The organism is Brevundimonas sp. PWP3-1b1, assembly GCF_049896065.1.
Classification (GTDB): domain Bacteria; phylum Pseudomonadota; class Alphaproteobacteria; order Caulobacterales; family Caulobacteraceae; genus Brevundimonas; species Brevundimonas intermedia_B.
The window spans coordinates 1792105-1815438 of the sequence record NZ_JAFCTO010000001.1; the positions used below are offsets into that span (position 1 = coordinate 1792105).

Consider the following 23334-nt stretch of genomic DNA (forward strand, 5'->3'; position numbering starts at 1 on the left):
CTCGCGTTCAGGCCGAGTCGCGCCTATAGCCGCGTCTCGATGACCCAGCCCCAAGACGTCACCGACCAGACCATCCGCGACCGGCTGGTTCCGTTCCCGAAACCCCACTTCCTCGCCGCGTCGGACCTCAATCCGTATGTGACGCCGCAGTTGCTGGACCTCGGCGACGCCTTCGTCGACTTCAATCGCCAGTCCTCCAAGGCCCTGGACCTGCTGCACGGCCGCACGGTCGTGAACCTGTTCTTCGAGAACTCGACCCGCACCTCCTCCTCATTCGAGATCGCCGCCAAGCGGCTGGGCGCCGACGTGGTGACCATGCCGGTCGGCTCGTCCTCGGTGAAGAAGGGCGAGACCCTGATCGATACGGCGGTGACGCTGAACGCGATGAAGCCGGACATTCTGGTCATCCGCCATTCGGCCTCGGGCGCCGCGGAACTGCTGAGCCAGAAGGTCGGCTGCGCCGTCGTCAACGCCGGGGACGGTCGCCACGAACACCCAACCCAGGCCCTGCTGGACCTGCTGTCGATGCGCCGCGCCTTCGGCGATGTGACCAGCCTGACCGTCGCCATCTGCGGCGACATCACCCACAGCCGCGTGGCCCGCTCCAACGTCGCCCTGCTTCAGATGATGGGCGCGCGGGTGCGCCTGATAGGCCCGCCGACCCTGGTGCCCGGCGACGCCGACCGCTGGGGCTGCGAGGTCTTCCACGACATGCGCGAGGGGCTGGCCGGCTGCGACGTGGTGATGATGCTGCGGCTTCAGTTGGAGCGGATGGCCGGCGCCCTCGTGCCCTCGACCCGCGAATATTTCCGCTTCTGGGGCCTGGATCGCGAGAAGCTGGCCTGGGCCAAGCCGGGCGCTCGGGTGATGCACCCCGGGCCGATGAACCGGGGCGTCGAGATCGATTCCGACGTGGCCGACGACCTGGACGTCTCCCTGATCCAGGATCAGGTCGAGATGGGCGTCGCCGCCCGCATGGCCGTGCTGGCCTCCCTCTCCGCCCGTTGGGGGGACAAGTGATGGACGCCGCTCAAATCCTCCCCCGCATCGCGGGGGAGGGGGACCGCGCGCAGCGTGGTGGAGGGGGCGGAAGCGGATTCCGCATCTGCCGCCGACCTTCCGATCCATTGCAGCCGTTCGGCATCGGGCGCGCCCTCGCCCCCTCCACCGCTTCGCGGTCCCCCTCCCCCGTTCCGCTTCGCTTCTCGGTGGAGGATTTCCGATGACCACCGTCGCCATCATCAACGCCCGCCTGCTGGACCCCGCCACCGACTATGACGGCCCCGGCGGCGTCCTGATCGAGAATGGCCGCATCGTCCGCGTCGTCCACGGCGCAGCGCCCATCGACGCCGACCAGGTCATCGACGCCGACGGCCTGTGCCTCGCGCCCGGCCTGATCGACATCCGCGTCAAGACCGGCGAACCGGGCGCCGAGCCCAAGGAGACGCTGAAGTCCGCCAGTCTGGCCGCGGCGGCCGGGGGCGTGACCACCATCGTCGTCCAGCCCGACACCGACCCCGCCGTCGACGACCCGGCGATGATCGACTTCATCCAGCGACGCGGCGCGGCCCTGAACCTGGTCAATGTCCGCGCCGCCGGCGCCGCGACCAAGGCCCTCGACGGCCAGCGGATGGCCGAGATCGGCCTGATGGACGAAGCCGGCGCCCTGTATTTCACCGACGGCGACAAGGTCATCGTCAACAGCCGCACCCTGCAACGGGTGATGAGCTACGCCGCCGCCTTCAACGCCCTGATCGCCTGCCGCCCCTCCGACCCGTGGCTGACCGAAGGCGCCGTCGCCGCCTCGGGCGAACTGGCCACCCGCTTGGGCCTGTCCGGCAGCCCGGCCATCGCCGAGCGCATCGGGCTGGAGCGGGATCTGGCCCTGGTCGAACAGACCGGCGCCCGGTTCCTGGTCGACCAGATCTCGACCGAAGGCGCGCTGGAGACCCTGGCCCGCGCCCGCGCCAAGGGGCTGGAGGTCGCAGTCAGCGTTTCGATCAACCACCTGTGCTTCAACGAGGTGGATATCGGCGACTACCGAACCTTCTACCGCCTGGACCCGCCGCTACGCTCGGAAGCTGACCGTCAGGCCCTGATCGAGGCCGTGCGCGAAGGCCTGATCGACGTCATCACCTCCGCCCACGCCCCGGCCCCCGCCGAGGACAAGCGCCGTCCCTTCGCCGAGGCCGCGCCCGGCGCCATCGGCCTGGAAACCCTGCTGCCCGCCGCCCTGACCCTGCACCACGAGGACGGGCTGGACCTGCTGGACGTCCTGCGTCCCCTGACCCAGGGTCCCGCCGCCCTGCTGGGTCTCGACGCCGGCGTCCTGGCCGAAGGCGCGCCCGCCGACCTGGTCCTGTTCGACCTCGGCGCCCCCGTCATCATCGACGCCGACGCCCTGCACTCCAAATCCAAGAACTCGCCGTTCGACGGACGCAGGCTCCAGGGCAAGGTGATCGGAACCTGGGTCGGCGGCCGCAAGGTTCACTGACCTTCGGCTTTCCGCCACATTCCGCCCTAGGCTCAACGACAGTGAAGCTTATTGGGGAATCGGTCATGACGATCTGGAAACGCACCGCAGGCCTTGGGCTGGTCCTGCTGGCCGGCGCCGTCATGGGCTGTTCGGAACGGGCCGACGCCCAGTCCTCGCCTGCCCCCGACGCCCCGGCCGAACCCGCGCCCTATGTGCTGACGGGCACACAGGTCTGGACCGTGCCGGACCCCGTTTCCGGTCGCGACGACCAGGTCTTCGTCAGCCTGCCCGCCAGCTACGAGACCAGCCCCCAGCGGCGCTATCCGGTCCTCTACGTCACCGACGCGGACTACGCCTTCCCCATCCTTCGCCAGATCGCGCGGCGTGTGAACCTGGACGGCCCCGTGGTCGAGGAGTTCATCCTGGTCGGCCTGTCCTATTCGCGCGGCGACAGCGGCACGGTCAGCCGCAATCGCGACTACACCCCGACCCCGCACGGCCCGCGTCGCGCCAGCTCGATGGTCCACGGCCAAGGCCCCGCCTATCAGACCTATCTGAAGACCCAGGCCCTGCCCTTCGTCGAAGGCCGCTTCCGCATCGATCCCGCGCGCCGCATCCTGTTGGGCCATTCCTACGGCGGCCTGCTGGGCGCCCAGATCCTGTTCACCGACCCCGGCCTGTTCCACGCCTATGTCCTGGGCAGCCCGTCCTTCTGGTACGACAAGCGCCACATCATGGGGATGGAGGCCGACTACGCCCGCACACATCGCGACCTGCCCGCCGACGTCTTCATGTACATCGGCGGCTGGGAAGTCCCCGGCCCCGACCGCCGCAACACCTCCGGCGCCGACATGGTCGCCGATGTCCGCACGATGGAGCGCACCCTGAAATCGCGCGCCTATCCGAGCCTGACCGTCCGATCCACGATCCTGGCCGACGAAGACCACCTGACCGTCGCCCCCGTCGGCTTCACCCGCGCCCTGATGGCGGTGCTGCCGGCGAAACCGTGATCAGCGCACCCGCTCGCACGTCGCCGCCTTGGCCACCTCTGCGCCCAGCACCGACTTGACCGCCAGCGGCGTGTCGGTGGCGATCACGGTCACGCCCTGGCGCGCCAGGTCGCGGTATTCCGACACGTCGCCGTCGGCGGCGTATCGGTCGTCGCGGCGCACGCCCTCCCGGCCCAGGGTGCCGAACTGCACCTCGACCCCGGCATCGCGCAGCGCGCGCCACAGGACCGGCCGTTCCTCGCGCGTCCCGGTCCAGGCCAGGATCTGCGGCGCGTTCAGCCCCTGCAGGTCATCCACGCCGCTCAGTCCGGCCGAAATCATCATCTCCGGCGCCATGGCCGCGACCGCCCGCGCGTCGGCCTCGTTATAGGTGATCAGGATCACCCGGTCTCCCGCCCGCGACCGGCGCACCTGATCGATCACGGCCCGCGCCAGATCGACGGTCGTCTCGCCGTCGGCGGGCTTCAGGTCGATGCTGGCGATGCCCCCGACGCGCCCGGCGGCGTCCAGCGCCTCGCCCAGGGTCGGCGGCGCGGCGCGGGTCAGGACGCCGTTCGACGCCTTCAGCCGCGCCTGTTTGACCTGCGCCAGGGTCAGGTCCGCGACTCGCCCGCGCCCGGTCGTTGTCCGCTCCATCGTCTCGTCGTGCATCAGCACCAGATGCCGGTCCTTGGTCAGGACGACGTCCAGCTCCAGGATCGCATTGGGAATGGCCCGTCCGGTCGCCTCGATGGCGGCGATGGAATTCTCGGGCTGATCAATGGCCGAGACCGCCCGGTGCGCCGAGATCGCCACGCCGCCGTCCCGCACGCAGTCGAAATATGCGGCCAAAGCCGGCCCTGCGGCAGGCGTTGAACCGACAGGCGGCGCGCCGACGCAACCTGCCGTGGAAAGCATCAGGATCACGGCGGCGGCGGCGGGGATTCGAGTCATGACAGTCTCCGGCAAGGCGGGCGGACCAGACGCTGCGCCGATCGTCGGGTCAAGAGGTCGGATCGCGCTTGCTCCGCGCCGCGCGCCGACGCATTTTGCCGCAACGACACGCGGGGAGCGAATCAACGTGCAGGATCTGGTGGGCCCCGCAATCGGGACCTTGGCGCTCGTCGCGCTGGGCGGCTATCTGCTCGGCTCGATTCCGTTCGGCGTGGTGATCACCCGCGCGGCTGGCGCCGGCGACGTGCGCAATATCGGCTCAGGCAATATCGGCGCGACCAATGTCCTGCGCACGGGCCGCAAGGACCTGGCCCTGGCGACCCTGCTGCTGGACGCCGGCAAGGGCGCCGTGGCCCTGCTGATCGCGCGAGCCCTGTTCGACAGCGAGGTCGCGGGCGCCATCGCCGGCGGCGCGGCCTTCCTGGGCCATCTGTTTCCCGTCTGGCTGGGCTTCAAGGGCGGCAAGGGCGTCGCCACCTTCTATGGCCTGCTGCTCGCCGCCGCCTGGCCCCTGGGCCTGATGGCGGGCGCCGTCTGGCTGATCAGCGCCTTCCTGTTCCGCTATTCCTCTCTGGCGGCCCTGATTTCGGCGGCGACCGCGCCGCTGCTGGCCCTGCTGCCGCTCGCCGTGGTCGGCCTGCCGGTGGGTCTGCCCGTCCTCGCTCTGACCGTCTTCGCCGCCGTCCTGATCTGGGTGCGTCACCACCAGAACATCGCCCGGCTGCTGAAGGGCGAGGAACCGCGTATCGGGGCCAAGAAGGCGTGAGCCTGAGCCCGGCCGAACGCTTCGCCCGGCTGCGGCTCGCCCGCACCGACCGCATCGGCCCCGTCACCTTCGCCCAGCTCCTCGGCCGCTACGGCTCCGCCGCCGACGCGCTGGACGCCCTGCCCGACCTGATCCGCAAGTCCGGCGCCGCCTCCACGCCCCCGCCGGTCGAGGCGGTCGAGCGTGAGATCGCCGCCGGCGACGCCATCGGCGCTCGCCTGCTGGTGCTGGGTGACGATGACTATCCCGAGATGCTGGCTGCCCTTGATCCGCCCCCGCCCATCCTATGGACGCGCGGCCGCGCCGACCTGCTGAACCAACCCGCCGTCGCCATCGTCGGCGCCCGCATCGCCTCGGCCGGCGGTCAGCGAATCGCGCGCGGCCTGGCGCAGCAGTTGGGTCAGGCCGGCCACGTCGTCGTCTCGGGCATGGCGCGCGGCATCGACGCCGCCGCCCACGAAGGAAGCATGGAGACCGGGACCGTCGCCGTCCTCGGCGGCGGGGTGAATGACATCTATCCCCCCGAACACGCCGACCTCTACGCCCGCCTGACGGAACACGGCTGCATCGTCTCCGAAAGTCCCGTCGGCGCCCGCGCCCAGGCGCGAGACTTCCCGCGCCGCAACCGCATCATCTCGGGTCTGTCGCGCGGCGTCGTGGTGGTCGAGGCCGAGATCAGGTCCGGCTCCCTGATCACCGCCCGCCTCGCCGCCGAACAGGGGCGCGACGTCTTCGCCGTGCCCGGCTCGCCGCTGGACCCGCGCGCACGCGGCCCCAACGAGCTGCTGCGTCAGGGCGCCATCCTGTGCGAGGGGATCGAGGACATCGACCGCGCCTTCAACACCCTGCGCACCCTGCGCGAGCCGGCGGCCGATCCGATGCGATTCGACGGCGAGATCGACGACGCCTTCCTCGACCGCGTCGCCGCCCTGCTGTCGCCCACCCCGACGCCGCGCGACGAGATCGCCCGCGCCCTGAACATCCCCGTCTCCCAGGTCGCCGCCGCCCTGCTGGAACTCAGCCTGACCGGCCGCGCCGAACTGCTGCCCGGCGGTCTGGCGTCCATCTAGGCCGGCGGGTGGCCAGCCACGCCCGCGACCTGTTCCAGCATCCCCGCCAGCCGGGCGTCGCCCTCGTCGCGCGCCAGCCGAGCCATTTCCAGCGCCATGGCGCCGATGTATTCCCGCGTGGGAAAGGCCGCCGCCTCTATGTCGGATCGGAACTCCGACGCGCTCGCCGATTGGGGGTGTGCCGTCGCCATGATCGCCTCCGTTGCCAGTTTCGCAATCTAACCGCGTTTCATTAAAACACAACTACCTTGGGCTGTAAGACGACAGGTGCGATTGACTCACGGCCCCGCTCCAACCACGTTCGCGCCCCTTCCCGAGACCGGACAGATATGAACCTCGTCATCGTCGAGAGCCCCGCAAAGGCCAAGACCATCAATAAGTATCTCGGCCCGGACTTCGAAGTCCTGGCCTCCTACGGCCACGTCCGCGACCTGCCGTCGAAGGACGGCTCGGTCCTGCCCGACGACGACTTCTCCATGCACTGGGAGGCCGACGCCAAGGGCGCCAAACGCCTGTCCGAAATCGCCGAGGCCGCCAAGCGCGCCGATCGCGTCATCCTGGCGACCGACCCCGACCGCGAAGGGGAAGCGATCAGCTGGCACGTGCTGGAAGTGTTGAACAAGAAGAAGGTGCTGAAGGACACGCACGTCGAACGCGTCACCTTCAACGCCATCACCAAGTCCGCCGTCCTCGACGCCATGGCCAATCCGCGCCAGATCGACATGGAGCTGGTCGAGGCCTATCTGGCCCGCCGCGCCCTGGACTACCTCGTCGGCTTCACCCTTTCGCCGGTCCTGTGGCGCAAGCTGCCGGGCGCCCGCTCGGCCGGTCGCGTTCAATCCGTCGCCCTGCGCATCGTCGTCGATCGCGAGATGGAGATCGAGAAGTTCAAGGCGCAGGAATACTGGTCCATCGAGGCCGACCTGAACGCCGACAGCCCGCCCTTCACCGCCCGCCTGGTCAAGCATGAGGGCAAGCGGATCCAGCGTCTGGACATCAAGGACGAGGCGACCGCCGCCGCCGCGCGCGCCGCCATCGACGCCGGCGACTTCACCATCAACTCGGTCGAGAAGAAGCCCGTCCGCCGCAACCCGGCCCCGCCCTTCACCACCTCCACCCTGCAGCAGGAAGCCTCGCGCAAGCTGGGCTTTTCGGCCCAGCGCACCATGCAGGCGGCGCAGAAACTGTATGAGGGCGTGGACGAGACCGGCGGCCTGATCACCTATATGCGGACCGACGGCGTCCAGACCACGCCCGAGGGCATCGCCCAGGCGCGCGAGGTCATCAGCCAGGCGTTCGGCCCGGCCTTCGTTCCGCAGGAACCCCGCTATTACAAGACCAAGGCCAAGAATGCTCAGGAAGCGCACGAAGCGATCCGGCCGACAAACATCGCGCGCCATCCCGACAGCCTGCGCCTCGAATCCGATCTTCAGCGGCTCTATGAGCTGATCTGGAAACGGATGGTCGCCTCCCAGATGGAGGCGGCCCGCATGGACCGCACCACGGTCGATATCGAGACCCCCGACGGCCTGACCGGCCTGCGCGCCACCGGCCAGGTGGTCACCTTCGACGGCTTCATGGCCGTCTATGAGGAAGGCCGCGACGAGAAGCAGAAGGGCGCCGAAGAAGACGAGAGCGACGACACCAGCCGCCTGCCCGCGCTGAAGGAAGGCGCCAAGGCCAAGGTGGACGCCATCCGCACCGACCAGCATTTCACCGAACCGCCCCCGCGCTATTCGGAGGCCACCCTGGTCAAGAAGCTGGAAGAGCTGGGCATCGGCCGCCCCTCGACCTACGCCTCGACCCTGTCGACCCTGCGCGACCGCGAATATGTCCGCGTCGACAAGAACCGCTTCTATCCCGAGGACAAGGGACGGCTGGTCACGGCCTTCCTGGAGCAGTTCTTCCGCAAATGGGTCGAATACGATTTCACCGCCGCGCTGGAGACGCGCCTCGACGAGGTGTCGGCCGGCCAACTGGACTGGAAGGTTCTGCTGCGCGAGTTCTGGTCGGACTTCCACGCCGCGACCCAGGCCGCCGGCGAACTGCGCACCACGGCCATCCTGGACGCCCTGAATGAAAGCCTGGGCGCCCACATCTTCCCGGCCAAAGAAGACGGCTCCGATCCACGCGAATGCCCCCTGTGCCACATCGGCCAGCTCAGCCTGAAGACCAGCCGTTTCGGCGCCTTCATCGGCTGCGAACGCTACCCGGACTGCAAATACACCCGCCCCGTCGCCAGCCCCTCGGCCGAGGACGGTTCGGCCGAGAGCGGCGACCGCGAACTGGGCATGGACCCGGAGACCGGCCAGCCGGTGCAGCTGAAGATCGGGCGTTTCGGCCCCTATGTCGAAATCACGCCGCCCGAAGGCGACAAGCCCAAACGCTCGTCCCTGCCCAAGGGGTGGTCGACGGCGTCCCTGACGCTGGACCAGGCCTTGCGCCTGCTCGCCCTGCCGCGCGAGGTCGGGGTTCACCCCGAGGACGGCAAGATGATCACGGCCGGCCTGGGCCGCTACGGCCCCTTCGTCCTGCACGCCGGCACCTACGCCAACGTCTCGGACATCGACGAGGTGTTCGAGGTCGGCCTGAACCGCGCCGTCGCCCTGCTGGCCGAGAAGCGCGCCGGCCGTCCCGGTCGCGGCGCCGCCACGGCCCCGCTCAAGGACCTGGGCGCCCACCCGGAAACGGGCGAGCCGATCCACGTCATGGCCGGCCGCTTCGGTCCCTACGTCAAGTCCGGCAAGATCAACGCCACCCTGCCCAAGGGCACGGCGCCCGAAGACCTGACCCTGGAAGACGCCCTGCCCCTTCTCGCCGCCAAGGCCGGCGCCGCACCGAAGAAGAAGGCCTCGGCCGCCAAGAAGGCCGCCGCCCCGAAAAAGGCCGCAGCCAAGAAACCGGCCGCGAAGAAGGCTGCAAAGCCGAAGACCGAAGACTGACGCCCAACGTCTCCTCCCCACAACGTGGGGAGGGGGACCGCGCGTAGCGTGGTGGAGGGGCTCTTTCCGCCCCACAGCCGCCTGCGATGCGGCACAGAACCCCTCCGTCACGGCGCGAAGACGCGCCGCGCCACCTCCCCGCTTCGCAGGGAGGAGACGAAGCCTCATGGCGCGAATCCCCCGCGCGCCCTATCTTTCTGCCCTCATGCCCATCCGCCGCCTCTCGCCCGAAACCGTCAACCGCATCGCCGCCGGCGAGGTGGTCGAGCGGCCGGCCAGCGCGATCAAGGAACTGGTCGAGAACGCCCTGGACGCCGGGGGCCGCAATATCGAGATCCAGGCCGACGGCGGCGGTCTGTCGCGCATCCTGATCGCCGACGACGGCAAGGGCATCCCCAGGGCCGAACTGCCCCTGGCCATCGAACGCCACGCCACGTCCAAGCTGGAGCCGGACGACGCCGGCGACGTGGACCTGCTGCGCATCCACACCCTGGGCTTCCGGGGCGAGGCCCTGCCCTCGATCGGCTCGGTCGCCCGCCTGTCGATCACCACCCGGTCCCGCGACGAGACCGAGGCCTGGGCCATCACGGTCGAGGGCGGCGACACCCGTCCCCTGGCCCCCGCCCCCTTCCCCGGCCCGCACGGCGCGCGAGTCGAGGTGCGCGACCTCTTCTACGCCACCCCCGCCCGGCTCAAGTTCATGAAGTCCGAACGGTCCGAGGCCATGGCCATCTCGGAGGAGATCAAGCGCCAGGCCATGGCGCACGAGGCCGTCGCCTTCACCCTGTCGCTGGACGGCAAGGTCACCCTGCGCCTGCCCGCCGAACACCCCGGCGACGAGGGGCGGCTGAAGCGGCTGTCCGCCCTCTTGGGCCGCGACTTCGAGGCCAACGCCCTGCTGATCGATCAGGAGCGGGACGGCGTGCGCCTGTCGGGCTACGCCGGCCTGCCCACCTATTCGCGCGGCAATGCGGCGCATCAGTATCTGTTCGTCAACGGCCGCCCGGTGAAGGACCGGCTGCTGCAAGGGGCCCTGCGCGGCGCCTATGCCGACTTCCTGGCGCGGGACCGGCACCCGGCCGCCGTCCTGTTCCTCGACATCGACCCGCTCTACGTGGACGTCAACGTCCACCCCGCCAAGGCCGAGGTCCGGTTCCGCGATCCGGCCCTGGTGCGCGGCCTGATCGTCGGCGCTCTGCGCCACGCGCTCCACGCCGCCGGCCACCGCGCCTCCACCACAGTCGCCGCCGATACGCTGTCCAGCTTCCAAGCCCACACCGGCCTCTCCACCGGTCCCGCCTACAGCCCCAGCGCCCCCTCGGCCCAAGGCTTCAGCGGCTGGACCGGCTGGTCCCAGCCCGCCGCGGCCGCGCAAGTTCTCCCCGGCCTCAACGAACGCAGCGCCCGCGTCGAACCGTCCTGGGACGCCCCGTCATGGCCCCAGCAAGCGCCCACCGACGCCGACCCCGCCGCTCACGACTCACCCTTCACCCCTCACGCCCCCACCGACCCCCTCGACTACCCCCTGGGCGCCGCGCGGGGCCAACTCCACGCCAACTATATCGTCGCCCAGACCCGCGACGGCCTGGTCATCGTCGATCAGCACGCCGCCCACGAGCGGCTGGTCTATGAGCGGATGAAGGCTCAGATGGCCGAGGGGTCCGTGACCCGCCAGGCCCTGCTGACGCCCGAGGTGGTCGATCTGGACCCCGCCGAGGCCGAACGCGTCGCCTCGCGCGCCGAGGAGCTGGCCGAGATGGGCCTGATCGTCGAGGCCTTCGGCGCCGGCGCCGTCCTGGTGCGCGAGACCCCGGCCATGCTGGGCGACACGGACGTTCAGGGCCTCATACGCGACATCGCCGACGACCTGTCCGAACACGGCCAGGCCCTGTCGCTCAAGGAACGCCTCGCCGCCATCTGCGGCACAATGGCCTGCCACGGCAGCGTCCGCTCCGGCCGCGTCCTCTCGGCCCCCGAAATGAACGCCCTCCTCCGCCAGATGGAAGCCACCCCGCATTCGGGCCAGTGCAACCACGGCCGCCCCACCTATGTGGAGCTGAAGCTGCACGATCTGGAGAAGCTGTTCGGGCGGCGGTGAGTGGTGAAGGGTGAGCGGTGCGCGTTTGCGCCCACGCCAACCCCCGTCGTCGGGTGTTCGCCTCCACCCCGTTGCGGCATCTTCGGGGGACCGCACCCACCCCACCTCGTCATCCTAGGGCTTGTCCCTAGGATCCATACTCCCGGTGTCTGATGTCGGCGCACCCTGCGGACGCACCGGGCGTCTGGATCCTCGCCACAAGGGCGAGGATGACGGGAAGTCGAGGGCCACATCCTCAGCACCCGCCGGCTCCGCTCGCCCCGCGCCCCACCTCCCCCGTCGTCATCCTAGGGCTTGTCCCTAGGATCCAGACTCCCGGTCCCGACACCGGCGCACCCTGCGGACACACCGAGCGTATGGATCCTCGCCACAAGGGCGAGGATGACGGGAAGTCGGGGGCCACATCCTCAGCACCCGCCGGCTCCACTCGTCCTGCTCGCCCCGCCTCCCCCGTCGTCATCCTAAGGCCTGTCCCTAGGATCCAGACTCCCGGTCCCGATGCCCTCGCACCCTGCGGACACACCGGGCGTATGGATCCTCGCCACAAGGGCGAGGATGACGGGAAGTTGGGAGCAAACAGTTCCTATCAGCGAAGGTTACCTCGCCAACTCCAGCTCCCTGCGGAATTCGCTCACGGCTTCACGTCTCCCCTCCGAGATCACATCGGCCGCATATACTGCGTCCCTTTCAGCCTCATCATCAACGCACTGCGCCCAGCGCCTGACTTCGGCGGGAAATTGCTCGCGCTCCCAGTCTGATGACCATGATCGCGGAATATCCGGCTTCATGCAGCTAGGTTCCCATTCCAAACGGCTCAGAAAGGAAGAAAACTTACCCTTTGGGCCGAAGATGCTCTGACTTGCAGCCTGACCGCCGCCCAAGCCGATCAGCAAGCACAGCGAGCCTAAAACAAAACGATTCCTGATCATTGCGTCCCTCCGCATCGTCCTATGCGCCAGCAATCATGGGTTGACCATGACCCGTACTCGTCGTCATCCTAGGGCCTGTCCCTAGGATCCAGACTCCTGGTCTACAAATCGACGCATCCTGCGGTCACGCATTCTAAGGAACCATGACACCAAGTGATAAATATCCCACCAATCATTGCGCGCATTACAGACCTTCTAAATCAAGATACTGATTCCAGCATCACGTACGCCGCCCTGGAGGCTCGCCTTGCTCTTGAAAAAGTTTGTTACAATCGTCTTCGGCAATGCCACGACTACATATCACATGAAGACTTGAAGAAATGGCAGCCAAATCAAGTAGTTAATATTCTCATTAACGAAGTTGACCAACACGCCACATCCACCAGAACTCTAAGTATTTCTCGCCTACCTGCTGTGGATGGCAGAAATCCGAAAGACGAAGAATACGTCGAAATCGGAACAGAGGTCGGATTTGATCCGAAGCTAATCGGAAAACTTTGGAATGCCTTGGCGAAATTGGCGCTTCATGTGCGACTACCTCAGAGCAAAAATGACGCCGTCCCGGACTATGGCGACAAAGAAAAAATCAAATCAAAGGTTCTAGACGTAATTTCAGAACTGAAAAGACTATCAAATACTACGATGACCTTCTCTGGAATCGGAGAAGAAGTTTCTTTTGAATGTGATTGCGGAGCAAAGAACCGCAGGCGTGCAAGTTTACTTAAACAAGAACAAGTCGTATCCTGCATCAATCCTGAATGCGCAGGCAGTTGGCATGTCCGAACCGACGGCGCAGACATCGGGTTTCAGGCTAGACTGGCGCATATAAAGTGCGAACAGTGCACCAAGTGCAATCACATCCCATGGCGCACCGTGGCCTCAATGAAATACGATCAGGTTGGATCTTTTTCTTGCGACCCTTGCGGGCACAAGAATTATTTTAACTGGCTCCTCAAACAAGTTCGGCCCGAACCAGTTTTGGAGCAATGAATTGTCCCCCTCCATCCTCTTCGTCTGCCTCGGCAACATCTGTCGCTCGCCCCTCGCCGAGGCCGCCCTTCGCGCCGAGGCCGACCGGCTCCGCCTCGACCTGATCGTCGATTCCGCCGGGACCGGGGACTGGCATGCGGGCGAGCCGCCGGACCCGAGGGCGCAGGCGACGGCGCGGCGGCATGGGGTCGAGATTTCGGGGTTGCGGGCGCGGCAGGTGACGCAGGCCGATTTCCGCCGCTTCACCCATGTGGTGGCCCTGGACCACGACAATCTGGAGAACCTGCGCCGCCTGGCGCCGGCAGACGCGACCGCCGAACTCAGCCTGCTGCTCGACCACGTCCCCGGCCGCGAGGGCCAGGCCGTGACCGACCCCTATTTCGGCGACGATGCCGGGTTCGAGATCACCTGGGCCGAGGTGACGGCCGCCGCGCGCGGGTTGGTCGAAAAGCTGTAACCCTCTCCCGTTGGGAGAGGGCTTGAGCGCCCGAGAGCGCGAGCGATCGGCCTTCGCGCGAAAGGGTGAGGGTCGGGCGTTGGACTTGAGTCGCTGCGACGGCTGACGCCGACGGACGCATCCAACCCTCACCCGGCCCTTCGGGCCACCTTCTCCCAACAGGAGAAGGAAGCAGAAACCCACGTCCGTATTTGACGTAGCGTTGGTTTACGGCTGCGGTCATGACCGACGTTTATCGCATCCGCGCCGCTCAAACCTGGGCCCAGGCCCGCGCCGACTATTTGTCCGGCCTCAGCGCCGAGGCCGTGTGTCGCCGCCACGACCTGGGCCTGTCCGCCTTTCGCCGTCGCGCCCGCAAATACGGCTGGCGGCGCAGCGATCAGGTCGAGCCGCCGCCGGGCGAGATCGACCTCGCCCTCTACGACGACCTGGACATGGACGACCTGGCCCGCACCGCACGCCTGCGCTTCGCCGAGGCGGTGGAGAGCGGGCGCGCGACGGACGCCCGCCGCTGGCGGCGTCTGGCCGACGAACTCGCCAGAGAGTCCCGCGATCACGACGCCGACTTCTTCAAGGGCCAGAGCCGCGAGGAAGTCCGCGCCTGCCTCGACGAGATGCGTCGCGAGATCGCAGAGGAGGACGAGGCCCTGCTGGGTCCGCCGCCCGAGGACTGATCCCGTTGCGACTCGCTCGCAAAAATCTGCACGAAAGTGCACTCAAAAAAATTGGAGTGCACTTTTCCCGCTCAGGCGGTCGGGGTCAGGGCCTTGAGGAACAGCACCCGCGCCGCCCCATAGTCCCGCGCGTCCAGCCGCTGATAACCGGGCGTGTCGATGTCCGGCTCGTCCGACCCGCGCTCGAACACCACCAGGGCGCCGGGCTTGAGCCAGTTCCCCTCCAGCAGCCGCAGCAGCGTCTGTTCCCCCAGCCCCTTGCCATAGGGCGGGTCCAGGAAGGCGATGTCGAAGGCCTCGCCGTCCGATCCGGGCCTGACGCCCAGGTCCGTGGCGCTGCGCCGATGCACACGGGTGCGCCCCATGACCCCATAGGCGTCGGCGTTCTCACGGATGGCGCCCCTGGCCCCGTCGTCCGTCTCGACGAACAGGCAGAACCCCGCTCCCCGGCTGACCGCCTCGAACCCCAGGGCGCCCGAGCCGGCGTACAGGTCGATGACCCGCGCGCCCTGCAGGCTCTCGGCCCAGGCGGCGTGTTCCAGCACGTTGAACACGGCCTGCCGCGCCCGGTCCGAGGTCGGGCGCGTGCCCTGCCCCTCCGGCGCGACGATGGCCCGGCCCTTCAGACTTCCGGCGACGATCCGCACGGCGTCAGTCCTGCGGCGGCGCGAACTGCGCCCACAGCTGTTCGGTCGTCAGGCGCGGCCGGTCGCCCGCCAGCGCATAGCCGTCCGGCTTGCTCTCGATGCAGAACTCGTCCTCCAGCGCAAAGGCCGTCGGATCGTCGAACGCCTGGGCCGAGACCATGGTGATTGCGCCGTCATTGGAGCGCCAGAACAGGCCGGTCCCGCAGGCGGGACAGAACTGGCGCGTCGCCCATTCGGACGAGGCGTAGGTCGCCACATCCCCCTGGACCTCGACGCTGTCGCCGCAATCGACGCTGAACAGGATGCCGCCCGACTGCCGTCGGCAGGTGGGGCAATGGCAGGCGTGCATGCCGCCGTTAGGCTTGGCGGTGAAGCTCACCGCGCCGCACAGGCACCGGCCGGACAGGCGTACATCCATCGTCAGCTCTCCATTCGCCTCTTAGCGCGGCGTGCGGGGCTTGCCCCCCGGCGCGCGACCGCTGGTGCCCGAAGGCCCGGCCGGCTTGCCGCCGCCGGTGCGGGGCGGCCGGACCTCACGGCTGCTGCCGCTCGCGCCGAAGCCGCGCGGCTTGAAGTCGCGTTTGGCGCCCTCTGGGCCGGCCGCCGTGCGCGGCTTGTATTCGCGCTTGGGCCCGTCGCTGGCGCGCGCCGGAGCGCCTTCGCGCGGCGTATAGGTGCGGGCCGGACGGTCGCCGTCTTCGCGCGGCGTGTAGGCGCGCGCCGGGCGTTCGCCGTCCTCGCGCGGCTTGAAGGTCTTCTTGGGATGGACGGTGCGGGGCGTCGCCTTGGCCCAGCCTTCCTTCTTGGGCGGCCGCTCGCGGCGCTCGACCGCGTCGGCCTGGGCCGTCTCGGCGGCGCGGACGCGGCTGGGCTTGCGCGACGGGTCCGACATGGCCGAGCCGGAGTTGCCCTTGAGGATCGGCGTGGACACCCGACGACCGGGGATGGGCGCCGGCGTCTCGACCGTATTGCCCATCGGCAGGTTCTCGGGCCGGATATAGTCGGCCAGCAGCTCGCGGATCACGCGCGGCCCGATCTCCTCGACCGACCCGACGGGCAGGACGTCCAGGCGGAACGGACCATAGGCCAGGCGGATCAGGCGGTTGACCGTCAGGCCGACGGACTCCAGCACCTTGCGGACTTCGCGGTTCTTGCCCTCGGTGATCGAGACCGAGATCCACAGGTTGCTCGGCGTCCGGCCGTCCTCGGATTTGGACTCCTTGGCCTTGTCCAGCGTCGCCACCATGGGACCGTAGGAGATGCCCTCCACGACGGCGCCGTTCTTCAGCTCGTCCAGCTGCGCCTGGGTGATCTTGCCACGCGCCCGCGCCCGGTACTGACGCACCAGCCCGGCCGAGGGCAGTTCCATCGCCCGGCTCAACTCGCCGTCGTTGGTCAGCAGCAGCAGGCCTTCGGTCGACAGATCCAGCCGTCCGATCGAAATCACGCGCGGCAGTCCGGCCGGCAGGGCGTCGAACACCGTCGGGCGTCCGGTCGGATCCCTGTGGCTGGTCAGCAGGCCGGCGGGCTTGTGATAGCGCCAGACCCGCGTCGCCTGGGTCGAACCGATGGGCTTTCCATCGACCGTGATCACGTCGTCGCGCGTCACCAGTGTGGCGGGCGTGTCCAGGATGCGGCCGTTCACCGCCACCTTTCCCAGGCCGATCAGCCGCTCGACCTCGCGGCGCGAGGCGATGCCGGCGCGGGCCATGGTCTTGGCGATTCGTTCGGCGCGCAGGGGCGTGTCTGGCGTCTTCGACGGCTTTCCGTCCTTGCCCGCGCCCCGATCGCTGCGAGGCCGGTCCGGCTTGTCGCCAAACCGCTTTGCGCCGTCTTCGCGAGGGCCGCGCGGCTTGTCGCCGAAAGGGGTCTTCCCGTCGCCGCTCTTGCGGGGACCGGAGGATTTAAAGGGCCGGGGCGACCGTTCGTCTTGACGGGCGCGGGGCTTCTTGTCGTTGTCGTCTGTATGGCGGACCATGATGAGCGGTTCATGCGCATGGCGCTGGACCAAGCGCAAGCGGCGGCGGACGCAGGAGAGGTGCCTGTGGGTGCAATTCTTGTCGATCCTGGCTCAGGTGAGGTAATTTCGACCGGCGCCAACGGTCCCATAGCGTCACGCGACCCCACCGCCCATGCCGAGATCGTGGCCATGCGTCGCGCGGCGACGGCCCTGGACAACTACCGCCTGACCGGCCTGACCCTGTATGTGACGCTGGAGCCCTGCGCCATGTGCGCCGGCGCCATCAGCCACGCCCGCATCGGCCGCGTCGTCTGGGCCGCCGACGATCCCAAGGGCGGCGCGGTGATCCACGGCCCGCGCCTGTTCGAACAACCCACCTGCCACTGGCGCCCGACGACGAACTCAGGTCTTCTGGGGCAAGAGGCGTCCACCCTGCTCAAATCCTTCTTCCGTCAAAGGCGGGGAACGGCGGCAGGCGGCGCACGTTAGAACGCCGCGAAAGCTGCGCTGTTGGGCGTCGCCGTGGAGGGAATGTCGTTGTTCAAGCCGGATCTGCCGCAGTCGATCGTCTTCAGCGGCCTCGCCGCCCTCGCTCTTTTGACCGCCTGCGGTCCCGACCCCGACAAGGCGCCCACCACCGGCGACGAGGTCAAGGAACGCGCCATCGACGCTCAGACCGCCCGAAAACGCACCGGCGCCGAGCTTCAGGACCGCACCCTGAACCGCGTCGTCCACACCGTCTATCTGTGCGACAATGGCGAGCGCCTGTCGGTCGATTTCGACAATCCGCGCCAGATGGCCACCATCCGCAACTCGTCCGGCGAGGCCATCGACCTGTATCAGGAACGCGCCGCCGACGGCATCTGGTACCGCGCCTCCAACGTCGAACTGCGCGGCAAGGGCGTCCTCGCCACCTGGTCCGTCGAAGGCCGGCAACCGACCGAATGCCGGGCGGTGGACTAAAAAGCCTAGCCTCTGCGCGAGGTCGGACGCGGGGCCAGTTGGTCGAGCGCCTCCGCATTGTCCCGCCCCCAGGCATAGAGCAGCTCGACCGGTTCCACGAACCGCACGCCCAGGTCCGTCAGTCGATATTCGACGGCGGGCGGCATCGTCTCCAGCACATGGCGGCTGATCAGGCCGCTGACCTCCATCTCGCGTAGTGTCTGGGTCAGCATCTTCTTGGACACGCCCGGCAGGCTGCGCAGCAGGACGCCGGCCCGCGCGCACCCGCTATGACGGGCATGAAGCGTGTGCAGAACCATACTGGTCCATTTGGTCGCGAACAGCTCCAGCACCCGCCGGGGCGCGCAGTCCTCGCGCCAGTCCTCGTCTTCGCCGTTCGCCAGCATAGTGGTCACCTTCCGGGAGCCAGGTCCCCAAATGGTGCCTTCTAGCGACCCGGCGCCGGCTCCACTAGGTGTGCCCTCAAGACGAAGCAGACGAAGCGGAGATGACGATGTCGAAAACAGCCCTTGTCGTGGGATCCAGCGGAATCGCCGGCGGCGCGGTTGCGGCCGAACTCGTGGCCCAGGGCTGGTCGGTGCTCGGCCTCGCCCGCAGGCCGGTCGCGCAGGCGGGCGTCTTCCCGATCGTCGCCGACCTTCACGATCCGGCGGCGACAGCGGCGGCTCTCGCCGATGCGCGCCCCGACGCCGTCTTCTTCACCACCTGGGCGCGCCAGGCGACGGAGGCGGAGAACATCCGCGTCAACGCCGCCATGGTCCGCACCGTGCTGGACGCCGTGCGCCCGGCGGCCTCAGTCCGCCACGTCGCCCTGGTGACCGGCCTGAAACACTACCTCGGCCCGTTCGAGGCTTACGGCCAGGGCGTCCTGCCCCAGACCCCGTTCCGCGAGGAACAGGGCCGGCTGGATATCGACAACTTCTACTACGCCCAGGAGGACGAGGTCTTCTCCGCCGCCGAACGCGACGGCTTCGCCTGGAGCATCCACCGCCCCCACACCATCATCGGCAAGGCGGTCGGCAACGCCATGAACATGGGCACCACCCTGGCCGCCTACGCCAGCCTGTGCCGCGAGACCGGCCGTCCGTTCCGCTTCCCCGGCTCAGAGGCCCAGTGGAACGGCCTCACCGACATGACCAGCGCGACCCAGTTGGCGCGTCACCTGGTCTGGGCCGCCTCCACGCCCGCCGCGGCGAACCAGGCCTTCAACGTCGTCAACGGCGATGTCTTCCGCTGGAAATGGATGTGGGCGCGGATCGCCGAATGGTTCGGCCTCGTCCCAGCCGAGTTCGACGGCACGATCCTGCCCCTGGAGGTCCAGATGGCCGAAGATCACGCCGTCTGGCGCCAGATCGCCGAGCGCGACAACCTGATCGAGCCCGATCTGGATCGGCTGGCCTCGCCATGGCACACCGACGCCGACCTCGGCCGCCCCATCGAAGTGGTGACCGACATGGGCAAGAGCCGCCGCCTGGGCTTCCTCGACTACCAGCCCACCGACGACGCCTTCTTCGCCCTGTTCGAGCAGCTGAGGGCCGAACGGCTGATCCCCTGACGCCTCTAGGATGGTTGGGTTCCCAGAAGACGCAGTTGCTCGACGGCATTGGCATTGGCGGGATCCAGCGCCAGCGACCGCTGGTAGTTCTCCCTGGCCCGCACACGGTCGCCTGACCTTGCATAGGCCTCGGCCAGGCTGTCGTAGGCGTTGCCGCTCTGCGGATAGAGGCTGACGATCAGCTTCATTAAGGTCAGGGCGTCTGCGACCCGTCCTCTGGACAGCAGCCGATAGCCCCAGTTGTTCAGGTCGCTTTCCGACAGCGCGCCGGCGCCAGCCCGTGCTGCGAGTTCCGCCGCAACCCGCTCGGCCTGATCGAATCCTCCCGCTTCAAGCCGTTCCTGCAGCGCGGCCACGCCCGTCAACTTCATGCCGGGAATGAACCGGGTCGCGACGGAATCGACCAGTTCCTCGGGAGAGGCGCCGGCAAGATTGGTCAGGATGATCACCGCCACCCGATCCCTGGGATAGACGAAGAAGGCGGATCGGCCGCCGCCCGTCATCCCGACCGAAGGATGATCCTGACGATCCACGACAACCCAGCCATTGGCCCATTCGCCTGCCTTGCCGTCGTTCAAGCGTCCCGGCGTCCACAGCGCCTCCAGCGTCTCTGGCTTGAGGATTTCGCCGGCTTGTAGGGCGATCAGCCAACGCGCCAGATCGGGCGCCGAACTGTTGATACCGGCGGCGGCGCGGGTGAACGGCGGAAACAGCTCGTGCACGTTCTGAAGGCGCGGCGCATCGTCATCGGTAGGACGGCTGTAGCGATAGCTGTCGGCCTTGCCGGGGATCAGATCCAGGGAATCGCCGAACCCCGAATGGATCATCCCCAGCGGCTTGAACACGTCCTCGCCCAAGACCGCCTCGAACAGACGCCCCTGCGCCTGTTCGACGATCCATTGCAGCAGCAGATAGTTGGTCTGATTATAGGCGAACCGCTCGCCTGGAACCGCCCTCAAGGGCAGGTCTGCAAGGGCCGCCAGCGCGCCCGCCCTGTCGCGACCGACATAGCCGCCGTCGGGCGTGATGATGCCCGGCAGACCCGACATATGGGTCAGCAACTGACGCACGGTGATCGGACGCCAGGCTTGCGGCAAGTCCGCCAGATAGGTCGAAACCGGCGCATCCACGTCCACCTCGCCGCGCTCGACCAGACGCAGGATCTCGACGCCGGTAAAGGTCTTGGTCGCCGAATTGATCGAGAAGACGGTCTCTTCGGTCACGGGGACCGGGGTCTGCAGATTGGCCAGGCCATAGGCGCCCGAATGGACGATCCGCCCATCCTTCACGACCGCGATCTGCATGCCCGGAATGGAGCGCAGGCTCATCTGGCGCTGAGCCCAGGCGTCCAGTTCCGCGCTGGTCGAAGACTGGGCTGCGGCGCAGAGCGGCGCGCCGGTCAGCGCGACGACGACCGCCAATGTCGCTGTAAGCTGTCGAAACATGATGCCGGCCCCGTTCGCGAAGCCGGCAACCGACCACTTCAATCACTAGGCCGCCAGTGAAGCTTTGGTAATGGGCGAAGGGCTTGAAAGCCCTGCCTAATCGGCCCCGAACGCCGCCAGTCTTCGATCCAGCCCGTCGCGCACCTCGGGCCAGTCGTCGTCGATCACGGCGAACATGGCGGTGTCGCGCGCCCGGCCGGTCCAGGTGATCTTGTGCTTGCGCAGCACGCCCTCGGCCTTGGCGCCCAGCTTCAGGATGGCCGCCTGGCTCTGGGCGTTGACGGCGTCGGTGATGATCTCGACCCGCACCGCGCCCGCGTCGAAGGCGTGACAGAGCAACAGCCGCTTGCAGGCCGGGTTGATCGCCCCGCCTCTCGCTTCTGGCCGATAGAAGGTCGAGCCGATCTCGCAGCGGCGATAGGCCGGGTTGATCTCGTACAGGCTGGTCGTGCCGACCACGACGTCGTCGGACCGCCGCCGCACGGCATAGGCGATCCGTGTGCCCGCCTGCACCGCCGCCAGGGCGCTGTCCCACCAGCCGTCGAAATGCGCGCCATAGGCCGGCGCGACCATGATGTCCCAAGAGGCGGCGTCGCAGTCCAGCGCCGCTCGCATCTCGGCCCTCAAGCCATCCTCGAACGGCTCCAGCCGCACGAACCGGTCCTCCAGCGGGACCGTGGCGATCCGAATCACGCGGTCGCGCCTTCCTCGATCAGGAAGGCCCGCACCGTATCCGCATCCACACCCTTGGCCACGAAGGCCTGACCGATCCCGCGCGCCAGGATCAGGGTCAGCGCCCCGCCCTCGGCCTTCTTGTCTCCGGCCATAAGGGCCAGCAGCCGGTCGGCGGCGAACGCGCCCGCCTGATCCAGCCGCGTCGGCAGGCCCGCTGCCGCGACCACCGCCTCGACCCGTTCGACATCGGCGGCCGAACACAGCCCCTCGCGCGCCGAATAGCGGAAGGCCATGCAGCAGCCCAGGGCGACCGCCTCGCCGTGCGCCAGCGCGCCCTCGTCGAAGCCGACCTCCGTCTCGACCGCATGGCCGAAAGTGTGGCCCAGGTTCAGCAGAGCGCGCCGTCCTGCCTCCTTCTCGTCCTCGCCGACCACCGCGCTCTTGATCTCGACCGAGCGGATCACCGCCCGCTCCAGCGCCGCCGGATCGCCCGCCGCGCCCGCCGCGCCTTCGCCGGCCAGCCAGTCGAAAAAGGCCGCGTCGCAGATCAGCCCGTGTTTCAGCACCTCGGCCCAACCGGACTTCACCTGACGCGGCGGCAGGGTCGCCAGCACGTCGATGTCGGCCAGCACCAGACGCGGCTGATGAAACGCGCCGACCAGGTTCTTGCCGCGCGGCGTATCGATGGCCGTCTTGCCGCCGACCGACGAGTCCACCTGAGCCAGCAAGGTCGTCGGGATCTGCACGAAGTCGATGCCGCGCATGAACAGCGCCGCCGCCAGACCCGCCAGGTCCCCCACGACCCCGCCGCCCAGGGCGATCACCACATCCTTGCGGTCCAGCCCGATCTCCAGCAGCCGATCCAGCACCCGCTCCAGCTCGGCGAAGGACTTTGATCCCTCCCCCGCCGGCACCGCCACGATCTCGCTCCTCACACCCGCCGCCGTCAGCGACGCCGTCAGGGCCTCGGCGTGGACGCCCGCCACCGTCTCGTCGGTGACGATGACCGTCCGTCCCTTGGCCAGCGGCGCGATATGCGCCCCGGCCCGCGCCATCAGCCCGCGTCCCACCACCACGTCATAGGCCGCGAAGGCCCCGCCGCTGACCGGAATGATCGTCACGTCTTCGTCTCCGCGCGCCGTCTGTGGCGCCAGTGTCGGCGCAGATTCTTGTGAATGGCGTCCACCGCCTGGCCGTGCGAGCCCTGGCCCACGTCCACCGTCACGTCGGCCTCGCCATAGATGGGATAGCGCGCCTCGGCCAAGGTCGTCAGCACCTCCAGCGGATCCTTGCCCCGCAGAAGGGGGCGCGTGTCGCGCCGCGCCACCCGTTCCGCGATCACCGCCAGATCCGCCCTCAGCCAGACGGTGTCGGCTCGCGCCTTCAACAGCGCCCGCGTCTCGGGATTCATCATCGCCCCGCCGCCGGTGGCCAGCACGATAGGCGGCCCTTCCAGCAGGCGGCGGATCACCCGCGCCTCGCCCGCCCGGAACTCGGCCTCGCCCAGGGCGGCGAAGATTTCCGACACCGTCATTCCGGCCGCCGATTCGATTTCAACGTCGCCGTCGGCGAAGGGCAGTTTCAGCCGGTTGGCCAGCCGCCGCCCCACCGACGATTTGCCCACCCCCATCAGCCCGACCAAGGCTATGGTGCGGGTCGGTCCCGGATTCGCGCGCCGCCTCATCCGGCGGCTCCGGCGGAACGGTCGGTCGAAAGGACGGCGAAGGCGGCGACGCAGGCAGGC

The 23334-nt window shown here is 68.4% G+C and carries 24 protein-coding genes; 13 read left to right on the forward strand and 11 right to left on the reverse strand.

The window, feature by feature from the left end; all coding sequences use genetic code 11:
• Window positions 1-39: 39 nt before the first annotated feature.
• The 3 genes from ACP69V_RS08805 to ACP69V_RS08815 all read left to right on the forward strand — a co-directional run bounded on the left by ACP69V_RS08805 (window position 40) and on the right by ACP69V_RS08815 (window position 3486).
• Window positions 40-1020: an aspartate carbamoyltransferase catalytic subunit gene (locus ACP69V_RS08805; RefSeq protein WP_426023522.1), complete on the forward strand. Its 981-nt coding sequence runs from the start codon at window positions 40-42 to the stop codon at window positions 1018-1020.
• A gap of 202 nt (window positions 1021-1222) precedes the next feature.
• Window positions 1223-2494 carry a dihydroorotase gene (gene pyrC / locus ACP69V_RS08810; protein ID WP_426023523.1) on the forward strand — a complete coding sequence of 424 codons (1272 nt, stop codon included), beginning with the start codon at window positions 1223-1225 and terminating at the stop codon, window positions 2492-2494.
• A 65-nt stretch (window positions 2495-2559) separates the two neighbouring features.
• Window positions 2560-3486: an alpha/beta hydrolase gene (locus tag ACP69V_RS08815; RefSeq protein WP_426023524.1), complete on the forward strand. Its 927-nt coding sequence runs from the start codon at window positions 2560-2562 to the stop codon at window positions 3484-3486.
• Here ACP69V_RS08815 and ACP69V_RS08820 read toward each other — a convergent pair whose 3' ends face one another.
• A complete protein-coding gene (locus ACP69V_RS08820) occupies window positions 3487-4419 on the reverse strand; it encodes a glycerophosphodiester phosphodiesterase family protein (protein ID WP_426023525.1) in 933 nt (310 codons plus the stop codon).
• Window positions 4420-4546: 127 nt separating this feature from the next.
• Here ACP69V_RS08820 and plsY point away from each other — a divergent pair, with 127 nt between their 5' ends.
• Together plsY and dprA are read left to right on the forward strand one after the other, a co-directional pair.
• Window positions 4547-5185, forward strand: a complete 639-nt coding sequence (gene plsY / locus ACP69V_RS08825) for a glycerol-3-phosphate 1-O-acyltransferase PlsY (protein WP_426023526.1) — start codon at window positions 4547-4549, stop codon at window positions 5183-5185.
• Window positions 5182-6255 (forward strand): DNA-processing protein DprA, encoded by a 1074-nt coding sequence (gene dprA / locus ACP69V_RS08830; RefSeq protein ID WP_426023527.1) that lies wholly within the window; start codon window positions 5182-5184, stop codon window positions 6253-6255. The genes plsY and dprA overlap by 4 nt, the downstream gene beginning before the upstream one ends.
• Here the strand turns inward: dprA and ACP69V_RS08835 are convergent.
• Window positions 6252-6446, reverse strand: coding sequence for a hypothetical protein (locus ACP69V_RS08835; protein ID WP_426023528.1), 195 nt, complete (start codon window positions 6444-6446; stop codon window positions 6252-6254). The two genes, dprA and ACP69V_RS08835, sit on opposite strands and share 4 nt — an antisense overlap.
• Before the next feature lie 138 nt (window positions 6447-6584).
• Between ACP69V_RS08835 and topA the strand changes: the two genes are divergently transcribed.
• A complete protein-coding gene (gene topA / locus ACP69V_RS08840; RefSeq protein WP_426023529.1) occupies window positions 6585-9197 on the forward strand; it encodes a type I DNA topoisomerase in 2613 nt (870 codons plus the stop codon).
• Window positions 9198-9402: 205 nt separating this feature from the next.
• Entirely contained in the window at window positions 9403-11295 is a 1893-nt protein-coding gene (gene mutL, locus ACP69V_RS08845; RefSeq protein WP_426024046.1) for a DNA mismatch repair endonuclease MutL, read from the forward strand.
• Between the two features lie 596 nt (window positions 11296-11891).
• On the opposite strand, the gene ACP69V_RS08850 is transcribed toward mutL, so the two are convergent.
• Window positions 11892-12224, reverse strand: a complete 333-nt coding sequence (locus ACP69V_RS08850) for a hypothetical protein (RefSeq protein ID WP_426023530.1) — start codon at window positions 12222-12224, stop codon at window positions 11892-11894.
• Between the two features lie 153 nt (window positions 12225-12377).
• Here ACP69V_RS08850 and ACP69V_RS08855 point away from each other — a divergent pair, with 153 nt between their 5' ends.
• The 3 genes from ACP69V_RS08855 to ACP69V_RS08865 all read left to right on the forward strand — a co-directional run bounded on the left by ACP69V_RS08855 (window position 12378) and on the right by ACP69V_RS08865 (window position 14345).
• Window positions 12378-13214, forward strand: a complete 837-nt coding sequence (locus tag ACP69V_RS08855; protein WP_426023531.1) for a hypothetical protein — start codon at window positions 12378-12380, stop codon at window positions 13212-13214.
• A 1-nt stretch (window position 13215) separates the two neighbouring features.
• A complete protein-coding gene (locus ACP69V_RS08860; protein ID WP_426023532.1) occupies window positions 13216-13671 on the forward strand; it encodes a low molecular weight protein-tyrosine-phosphatase in 456 nt (151 codons plus the stop codon).
• 221 nt (window positions 13672-13892) lie between these two features.
• Window positions 13893-14345: a hypothetical protein gene (locus tag ACP69V_RS08865; RefSeq protein ID WP_426023533.1), complete on the forward strand. Its 453-nt coding sequence runs from the start codon at window positions 13893-13895 to the stop codon at window positions 14343-14345.
• A gap of 71 nt (window positions 14346-14416) precedes the next feature.
• Here ACP69V_RS08865 and rsmD read toward each other — a convergent pair whose 3' ends face one another.
• From rsmD to ACP69V_RS08880, 3 genes are read right to left on the reverse strand one after another with little or no spacing between them, the layout of a single operon-like run.
• Window positions 14417-14992, reverse strand: coding sequence for a 16S rRNA (guanine(966)-N(2))-methyltransferase RsmD (gene rsmD, locus ACP69V_RS08870; RefSeq protein ID WP_426023534.1), 576 nt, complete (start codon window positions 14990-14992; stop codon window positions 14417-14419).
• A gap of 4 nt (window positions 14993-14996) precedes the next feature.
• Window positions 14997-15410 carry a GFA family protein gene (locus ACP69V_RS08875; RefSeq protein WP_426023535.1) on the reverse strand — a complete coding sequence of 138 codons (414 nt, stop codon included), beginning with the start codon at window positions 15408-15410 and terminating at the stop codon, window positions 14997-14999.
• A gap of 21 nt (window positions 15411-15431) precedes the next feature.
• On the reverse strand, window positions 15432-16970 hold the full coding sequence (locus ACP69V_RS08880) for a pseudouridine synthase (protein WP_426023536.1): 1539 nt from the start codon (window positions 16968-16970) through the stop codon (window positions 15432-15434).
• Between the two features lie 12 nt (window positions 16971-16982).
• Here ACP69V_RS08880 and tadA point away from each other — a divergent pair, with 12 nt between their 5' ends.
• Entirely contained in the window at window positions 16983-17441 is a 459-nt protein-coding gene (gene tadA / locus ACP69V_RS08885) for a tRNA adenosine(34) deaminase TadA (protein WP_426023537.1), read from the forward strand.
• 42 nt (window positions 17442-17483) lie between these two features.
• A complete protein-coding gene (locus tag ACP69V_RS08890; protein ID WP_426023538.1) occupies window positions 17484-17915 on the forward strand; it encodes an MliC family protein in 432 nt (143 codons plus the stop codon).
• A 5-nt stretch (window positions 17916-17920) separates the two neighbouring features.
• Here ACP69V_RS08890 and ACP69V_RS08895 read toward each other — a convergent pair whose 3' ends face one another.
• Complete coding sequence (locus ACP69V_RS08895; protein ID WP_426023539.1) at window positions 17921-18301, reverse strand: winged helix-turn-helix transcriptional regulator; 381 nt, start codon at window positions 18299-18301, stop codon at window positions 17921-17923.
• Window positions 18302-18408: 107 nt separating this feature from the next.
• Between ACP69V_RS08895 and ACP69V_RS08900 the strand changes: the two genes are divergently transcribed.
• Window positions 18409-19470, forward strand: coding sequence for an SDR family oxidoreductase (locus tag ACP69V_RS08900; RefSeq protein ID WP_426023540.1), 1062 nt, complete (start codon window positions 18409-18411; stop codon window positions 19468-19470).
• Between the two features lie 5 nt (window positions 19471-19475).
• Here the strand turns inward: ACP69V_RS08900 and ACP69V_RS08905 are convergent, their stop codons facing one another.
• From ACP69V_RS08905 to ACP69V_RS08920, 4 genes are all read right to left on the reverse strand, one after another.
• Complete coding sequence (locus ACP69V_RS08905; RefSeq protein WP_426023541.1) at window positions 19476-20915, reverse strand: serine hydrolase; 1440 nt, start codon at window positions 20913-20915, stop codon at window positions 19476-19478.
• A 96-nt stretch (window positions 20916-21011) separates the two neighbouring features.
• On the reverse strand, window positions 21012-21605 hold the full coding sequence (locus tag ACP69V_RS08910; protein WP_426024047.1) for a GNAT family N-acetyltransferase: 594 nt from the start codon (window positions 21603-21605) through the stop codon (window positions 21012-21014).
• On the reverse strand, window positions 21605-22711 hold the full coding sequence (aroB, locus tag ACP69V_RS08915) for a 3-dehydroquinate synthase (protein ID WP_426023542.1): 1107 nt from the start codon (window positions 22709-22711) through the stop codon (window positions 21605-21607). Before aroB ends, ACP69V_RS08910 begins: the two co-directional genes overlap by 1 nt.
• Complete coding sequence (locus ACP69V_RS08920) at window positions 22708-23274, reverse strand: shikimate kinase (protein ID WP_426023543.1); 567 nt, start codon at window positions 23272-23274, stop codon at window positions 22708-22710. The genes aroB and ACP69V_RS08920 overlap by 4 nt, the downstream gene beginning before the upstream one ends.
• Between the last annotated feature and the right edge of the window lie 60 nt (window positions 23275-23334).